5 protein-coding genes are annotated in these 6,511 nt (G+C 70.8%); 3 read left to right on the top strand and 2 right to left on the bottom strand.

What is annotated here, in order from left to right:
* The first annotated feature begins 295 nt into the window (after window positions 1-295).
* The 3 genes from D7Y21_RS14965 to D7Y21_RS14955 all read left to right on the top strand — a co-directional run bounded on the left by D7Y21_RS14965 (window position 296) and on the right by D7Y21_RS14955 (window position 3,824).
* Complete coding sequence (locus tag D7Y21_RS14965; protein ID WP_121713943.1) at window positions 296-880, top strand: hypothetical protein; 585 nt, start codon at window positions 296-298, stop codon at window positions 878-880.
* A 132-nt stretch (window positions 881-1,012) separates the two neighbouring features.
* A complete protein-coding gene (locus tag D7Y21_RS14960) occupies window positions 1,013-2,338 on the top strand; it encodes an NAD(P)/FAD-dependent oxidoreductase (RefSeq protein ID WP_121713941.1) in 1,326 nt (441 codons plus the stop codon).
* A gap of 85 nt (window positions 2,339-2,423) precedes the next feature.
* Window positions 2,424-3,824, top strand: a complete 1,401-nt coding sequence (locus D7Y21_RS14955; protein ID WP_121713939.1) for a hypothetical protein — start codon at window positions 2,424-2,426, stop codon at window positions 3,822-3,824.
* Here D7Y21_RS14955 and D7Y21_RS14950 read toward each other — a convergent pair.
* On the bottom strand, window positions 3,814-4,902 hold the full coding sequence (locus D7Y21_RS14950; RefSeq protein WP_120563430.1) for an EAL domain-containing protein: 1,089 nt from the start codon (window positions 4,900-4,902) through the stop codon (window positions 3,814-3,816). The genes D7Y21_RS14955 and D7Y21_RS14950 overlap by 11 nt on opposite strands.
* Window positions 4,903-4,917: 15 nt before the next feature.
* On the bottom strand, window positions 4,918-6,366 hold the full coding sequence (locus D7Y21_RS14945) for an LVIVD repeat-containing protein (protein ID WP_158619262.1): 1,449 nt from the start codon (window positions 6,364-6,366) through the stop codon (window positions 4,918-4,920).
* Window positions 6,367-6,511 lie beyond the last annotated feature (145 nt).

Below are 6,511 nucleotides of genomic sequence, written 5' to 3'. Positions count from 1 at the left end.
GGCGGGCGGGGGCATCGAGGTCACGGTCTCCTGGCGGGGTGCAGGCCATGCGGCCAGCCTCCGCTCTTTCCCCAGCACGCTAGGTGAATCCGGAATCGGCTTCAAGCACCCCTCCCGGCGGCCGGAGCGCCGGTTGTCGGGCGCGGACCACGCCCCACGGGCCGGGGAGCGAACGGGCACGCACGCGGTCTTCCCCCTCCGGCCTGTCCTCCACGCCCACCACCCCTAGCTTTTTCCCAGCGGGGGGCCCGAGGGGCCACCCCGTCCCACTCACACATCATCCGGGAGAGATTCCATGAAGAAGCTCATTGGGGTTTTCGCATCCGTGGCGCTGCTGGGTTCGGGTGTGGCCTTTGCCCAGGAAAGCGCGACGCAGGGCTCGCAGCAGCCGTCGACGTCGTCCGGCAGCATGCAGGGCTCCTCCGAGAGCACGGGCGGCTCGGGGTCGTCCTCGGCGCACACGATGGGTTCGTCGAGCATGACGGGCTCGAACGAGCTGACGGGCAAGGTCGTCAAGAGCGACAGCAAGAAGGTCTACATCAGCAGCGCCAGCGGCGCGGTGGTGCCCCTGGACATCGACAGCAAGACGCAGTTCACCGACCCGAGCATGAAGAACGCCAAGAGCCTGAAGGAGGGCCAGGAGATCCGCGCCAGCTTCCAGGTGAAGGACGAGAAGAACATGGCGACCAGCATCTCGCCGAGCTCGGGCACGGGCGGCTCGGGCACCGACCCGATGGCGCCGGACTCGTCCATCAACGAGGGCACGGGCGGCTCGGGCATGGATGACAAGAACCAGGGCATGGGCACCGGCAACGACTCCACGATGAACCCGGACACGGGCTCCAACACGGGTTCCAGCAGCTCGCCGAAGACCTACTAGCACCGCCGCCACTCCCCTCCCCTGTTCCTCTCCCGCACGGGAGGGGAACCCCGGCTCGCGGCCCTCCGTTCGTCGGCGGGCCGCGGGCGTCTTCCGTGATGGGCGCTTCCGCGCGGCGGAAGCAGGAGCGGCATGGACCACGAGGCGGATGTCGTCATCCTGGGGGCCGGCGCCGCGGGGCTCGCCGCGGCTGAACGATTGATGAGCAAGGGCCTGCGGGTCATCGTGCTGGAGGCGCGCGACCGCGTGGGCGGCCGCGTGGCGACGCTCCGGGACACGGTGGCGGACGTGCCCCTGGAGCTGGGCGCTGAGTTCGTCCATGGCAAGCCCGCCAGGCTGATCAGGCGCATCCACCGGGCTGGCCTGAAGGTGAGCCCATGCAACGACACGCATGCGCTCCTGTGGCGCGGGAAGCTGGGTGATGGAGAGGACGCCTTCGCGTTCCAGGAGCCCCTGATGTCCGCGAAGGGACCCGACCGCCCCATGGCGGCGTGGGTGGCGGAGCAGGCGCGCATCCACCGGTGGCCGCCCGTCGTGTGCGCGATGGCGCGCTCGTATGTCCGGGGCTTCTACGCGGCGGATCCGGACGTCGCGAGCACGCTCGCCATCGCGCGGATGGAGCGGACCGCTGACACGTCCGGGGGCACCACGCCTTCGCGCGTGCTGGAGGGGTATGACCGCGTGCCGCACGCGATGGCCGCGAAGCTGCTCGCGAAGCCGGACACGCTGTTCCTCAACGCCGTGGCCGAGGAGGTGCGCTGGAGACCGGGCTCGGTCCTCGTACGAGCCCGGACCCGGCAGGGCACTCCGCTCGGGACGTTCCGGGGGGAGCATGCGGTGGTGACGCTTCCCGTGGGCGTGTTGCAGGCGAAGCCTCCCGCCCCGGGTGCCGTGCGCTTCATGCCTCGCGTGCGGGAGCAGGAGCGGGCCTGGAACCGGTTGGCGATGGGCTCCCTGGTGAAGGTCATCCTGCGCTTCCGCACGGCGTTCTGGCGCGAGCAGGAGGCCACCGCGCGCTTCGGCTTCTTCCACGTGCCCGCCTCCGCGTTCCCCACGTGGTGGACGCTGTCGCCTCACCGACGCACGCGGCACCTGGTGGGCTGGAGTGGAGGCCCTGCCGCCGCGTCGCTGTCCCGCGCGAGCGAGAAGGCGGTGCTGGGACGCGCGCTCCAGGGGCTGTCACAGCTCTTCCATCTCTCCGTGCGGGAGCTGAACGCGCGGCTGGAAGCGTGGCACGTGCAGGACTGGCAGGCCGAGCCGTACACGCGCGGCGGCTATGCGGTCATCCCTTCTGGCGCGATGGACGCCGTCGGAGCGCTCGCGAGGCCCGTGGGCCGGACGCTCTTCTTCGCTGGCGAGGCCACGCACGCGGGCGGCGATGAGGGCACCGTGCATGGTGCGCTCGAGACGGGACGGCGCGCGGCGGACGAGCTGCTGGCCCGGCGCTCGAAGGCTTGAGCCCTTTCCGTCCTCCTGGCGGGGGAGCGGGCGGAGGGGCGCTGGTGGTGATGTGCGAGCGTTGGCGCGTGGACATCTTCAGGGCATGCGCCTCTGGATCGCCATCGTCGCGGGATTGAGCATGGGTCAGGCGTACGACCCGGAGCCGTTGCCCCCGGAAGATCCGTCCGTGAGGGACCCCGCCGCCGCAGCCCTGCAGGATGCCTATGAGCAGGCCGCGGACGACCGGAATGGTGCGCGGCCTCCGCAGGGCTACGTCATCCAGGCCCCGTCGGATCCGACCGAGGGCAGCTATTACTCGCTGACCCCCCTGATGCCCGATGGCAACCCGCCGGTCACTTCGGGCGAGGTCGCGGTCCAGCAGTCCCAGACGTATGTGCCGCCGCCCGTCCCCACCGTCTTCGAGCAGCAGCAGCCCGCCGCTGGTGAGGCGACCGAGACGGAGGCCGCACAGCCCCAGACGGGCACGGGAGGCGCTGGCACGGCGGGGAGCCCGACGGAGCAGCCCGCCACGGGTTCGGGAGCGGCCGGAACGCCTTCGACCACGGGTGGAACGACCGCGGGGCAGCCCGCCACGGGCGCGGGTGCCGCGGGGACCGCGCCGGCCTCTGGCACTCCTGAGGCGAATGCCCCTGGCTTCGGCGGCGGCGCCTATGACACCGGCGCGACCTCCTCCGCGGCTCCGAGCAACGTCGCTCCGGGTGGCACGGGCGAGGCACCGCTGGATACATCGAGCGTGACGGTGCAGGAGCCGGGGACCGCGACGGGCGGCGCGGGTGCGGCCGGTACGACTGGAACCGAAACCGCCACACCGCCCTCCGCGACGGGCGGCATGGGTGCGGCTGGCACTCCAGGAACCGGATCCGCCACGCCGCCCGCGACAGGTGGCGCGGGTACGGCGGGAACTGGCACCACCGCTCCGTCGGGCACGACGGCGCCAGCACAGGCACCCCAGGGAGCGCAGGGACAGGCCCAGACGCCGCAGGACACCGCCGCTGCCAAGGAGGAAGTGACGCGTCTGCGCCAGCGCATCGCGGACCTGGAGCAGGAGATGGAAGCCCGCGACACGCGCGCCACCGAGCGCACCCAGGCCGTGCAGACCCAGGTGGACACGCACGAGCAGCGCGCCTACGAGGCCGAGCGCGCTCGGCAGCAGCGGCTGGCTCGGATCCAATCCGGCGGCCAGTGGATGCTCGCGGCGGATCAGGCGCTGGAGCAGGGCGAGTTGGACGTGGACAACGCCCTCGACATCGCCGACGAGGACTTCTCGGTCGTTCGCCAGAGCGCATCGGCCTTCGGGCAAGGCGGCGTCGTGGTCCAGGCCGAGCGCATCCGCGCGCAGATCGCCTATGCCCGGGATGCCGCCAACCGCCGGGACATCTACGCCGCGCGCATCGCCCTGCAGAGCGCGGGCAATGAGCTGCGGCTGGCGCGCGCCGCGAGCCTGGAGCGCTCGGGCACGTCCAACTCCCTGCTCAATCCGTGATGCGCGGGGTGGTGCTCGCCGGTGCGCCCGCGGGCTTCGCGATGAGGTAGCCCTGCACGAAGTCCACCCCGTGCCGGCGCACCCAGGACAGCTCCTCGGGCGTCTCGATGCCCTCGGCCACCGTCTGGATGCCGAGCTGCCGGGCGATCTCCAGCAGCTTCTGCACGATGGACGCCTTGTAGGGGTCCGCGTGGACGCCCCGCACCAGCTCCATGTCCAGCTTCATGAACTCCGGCCGGAGCTGGTGGATGAGGTTCAGCGACGAGTAGCCCGCGCCCAGGTCGTCCAGCGCCACCTTGAAGCCCGCCGCGCGGTAGAAGTCCACGATGGCGCGCAGGTGCGCCGCGTTCGCGGCCCGGTCGGATTCGATGATCTCGAAGACGACGTGCGACTCCGGGATGCCCGACTCGCGGATGGCCGCCACCGTGGAGCGCAGGCAGTAGGCCGGATCGTAGATGGCCGTGGGCGTGAAGTTGATGAACAGGTGCGTGCTCAGCTGGTGCCGCACCGCCTCGCGGATGGCGGTGGTGCGCGCGGCCAGGTCCAGCTGGAACAGCAGGTCCGCCTCGCGCGCCGTGTCGAACAGCCGGTTCGGGGGCACCAGCGCCCCGTCCCGGTCACGGCCTCGCAGGAGCGCCTCGTGCGCGAAGACGCGGGAGGTGTCCTGCGCGTGGACGATGGGCTGGAAGAACGTGGTGAGCCGCGACTCCGCCAGCATGTCCACCAGCCACCCGGACTGATGCAGCATGGTGAGCCGCTGCAGTGAGTCCACGCGCGGGAAGTCCGCCAGGCCGGGCTCGCCGTCGCCTTCGACGAAGAGGGCGCGCGTGCCCCGCACCTCCTCCGCCGTCAGCACGTTGGGGAGGTTCGCGGAGAGCTTCCGCAGGCCGCCCTCCCCCATCCCCACCACGACACACTGAACGTCGGTGCGCAGTTGGAAGGTGCCCCCCGAATCACGCAGGTGGGCCACCAGCTTGCCCAGGCTGTGGCCCAGCGGCGGCCACAGGAAGAGACGCCCCGGTGCGTCCGGCGTCTCGGGCAGGGTCTGGCAGCGGCCACATCCGTTCAACGGGGTCATGACACAGCCTTGGCGTCACGGGGTGTGGCGGAAGATGAGCAGCCCGCGCGTTGTGTCCCACCCATACACCAGCCCGTCCGCGACATGAACGCCCTGGAGGCCGTCGAAGTAGCTCTTGCCCCGGCCCGCGTCCGTCTCGGTCCAGGTGTTGAAGTACCCGGCCGCCTTCGGCGTTCCCAGCGTGGCCACGTCGTACACCCGCAGGCCGTCCTGGTAGTTGGCCACGTAGAGCGTGGTGCCCGACAGGGCCATGCCGGCCAGCGTCGCCTCGGGCCGCAGCGGCACTTCGCCGCGCTGCACGATGGCCGTCGGGTTCGTGGCGTCCAGCGCCAGGATGGAAGAGCCCCAGGCGTCAGAGCCCTGGTAGACGACCGTGGAGTCCCCCAGCTTGCCCACCGCCAGGGCGCTGGTGGAGGGCCCGGCGAAGCGGCCCAGGAGCTTGGGCAACTTCGCCGTCGTCGCCAGGGGCGCGAGGTCCGTCACCGTCATGCCGTAGCTCCAGTTGCTCACGTACAGGCGGTTGTCCTGCACCGCCAGGGCGTAGGGGTACTCGCTCAGGGCGGGCGAGGCGCCCTCCACCGAGTAGCGCACCACGAGGGTCGGCGCGGACGGCTGGGTCACGTCCAGGATGACGATGTCCGACTTGGGCAGGGGCGACGCCACGTAGAGCAGGTTGCCGTCCTTCACCATGCCGTCCACGCGCACCGGCAGGTCCGCCAGCACTGTCTTGTCGCAGGTGGGGATCTCCGGGTTGGCGAGGTCGCAGATGCGGATGCCCGTCGCGTAGGTGCCCAGGTAGAGCGTCGTGCCGCTGATGAGCGTGCTGGTGAACGTCTCCGTGGGGATCTTCTGCTCGGACACCAGCGTCGGGTGCGCGGGGTCCTTCACGTTGTAGACGAACAGGCCCTCGCTGCCCGCGATGACGTAGGCGTAGCCGTTCGCGACCGACAGGCCGCGGGCGGCGCCGCGGGGCAGCACGCCCTGGCCCAGCAGCTCCACGCGGTCGGACTCGGCCTCGCCCTCGCGGCGCGCGACGCGCTTGGCGGTGAAGGTGCCCTGGCTCAACATCTCGCCGTTGCCGCACACGCGCACCACCCCCAGCACCTCGCCCGGCCCGGAAGCCTTGCAGCCGGCGAACGCGTAGCGCAGCGTCGAGCCGTTGGCGCCCGCCAGGTCGCTGGTCAGGAAGAAGGTGTCCGGGGTGATTTGCTTCGTCGTCATCGTCAGGCCGACGAGGAGCGGATCGCCGGGCGAGAACCGGATGGACGACGGGCCCGAGTAGCCGTCATCCAGGTTGATGTTGGTGTTCCAGATGCCTTCCGCCTGGACGACACTCAACGTCGACCGGTCACAACCGGGCAGGTCGATGGCTTCAAGCTGACACTCGGCCTTGTTGTCGGAACTGTCCTTGCCACAACCGAAGGCGAGGAGCGCGGTAGCAGCGACGAGAGAAAGACGATTCATTCCCTCCTCCATACCGGGCCATCCCGACCGCCGCCAAGTCCCCCCGGCGTGCACAGAGGGAGAAGAGCCGGGACGTCCACCGCAACGCAAAGAAACAAAAGGACCGCTTGTGCGTTTCCGGTGGGAGAGGGAGCCTTCCGCCAGG

The organism is Corallococcus sp. AB045 (assembly GCF_003668895.1).
Classification (GTDB): domain Bacteria; phylum Myxococcota; class Myxococcia; order Myxococcales; family Myxococcaceae; genus Corallococcus; species Corallococcus coralloides.
This window is presented reverse-complemented; position numbering and strand designations above follow the sequence as displayed.

Bases quoted from the DNA above. Each gene is read 5' to 3' on its own strand.
- D7Y21_RS14965 (WP_121713943.1), top strand. From the start codon at position 296: ATGAAGAAGCTCATTGGGGTTTTCGCATCCGTGGCGCTGCTGGGTTCG.
- D7Y21_RS14960 (WP_121713941.1), top strand. From the start codon at position 1,013: ATGGACCACGAGGCGGATGTCGTCATCCTGGGGGCCGGCGCCGCGGGG.
- D7Y21_RS14955 (WP_121713939.1), top strand. From the start codon at position 2,424: ATGCGCCTCTGGATCGCCATCGTCGCGGGATTGAGCATGGGTCAGGCG.
- D7Y21_RS14950 (WP_120563430.1), bottom strand. From the start codon at position 4,902: ATGACCCCGTTGAACGGATGTGGCCGCTGCCAGACCCTGCCCGAGACG.
- D7Y21_RS14945 (WP_158619262.1), bottom strand. From the start codon at position 6,366: ATGAATCGTCTTTCTCTCGTCGCTGCTACCGCGCTCCTCGCCTTCGGT.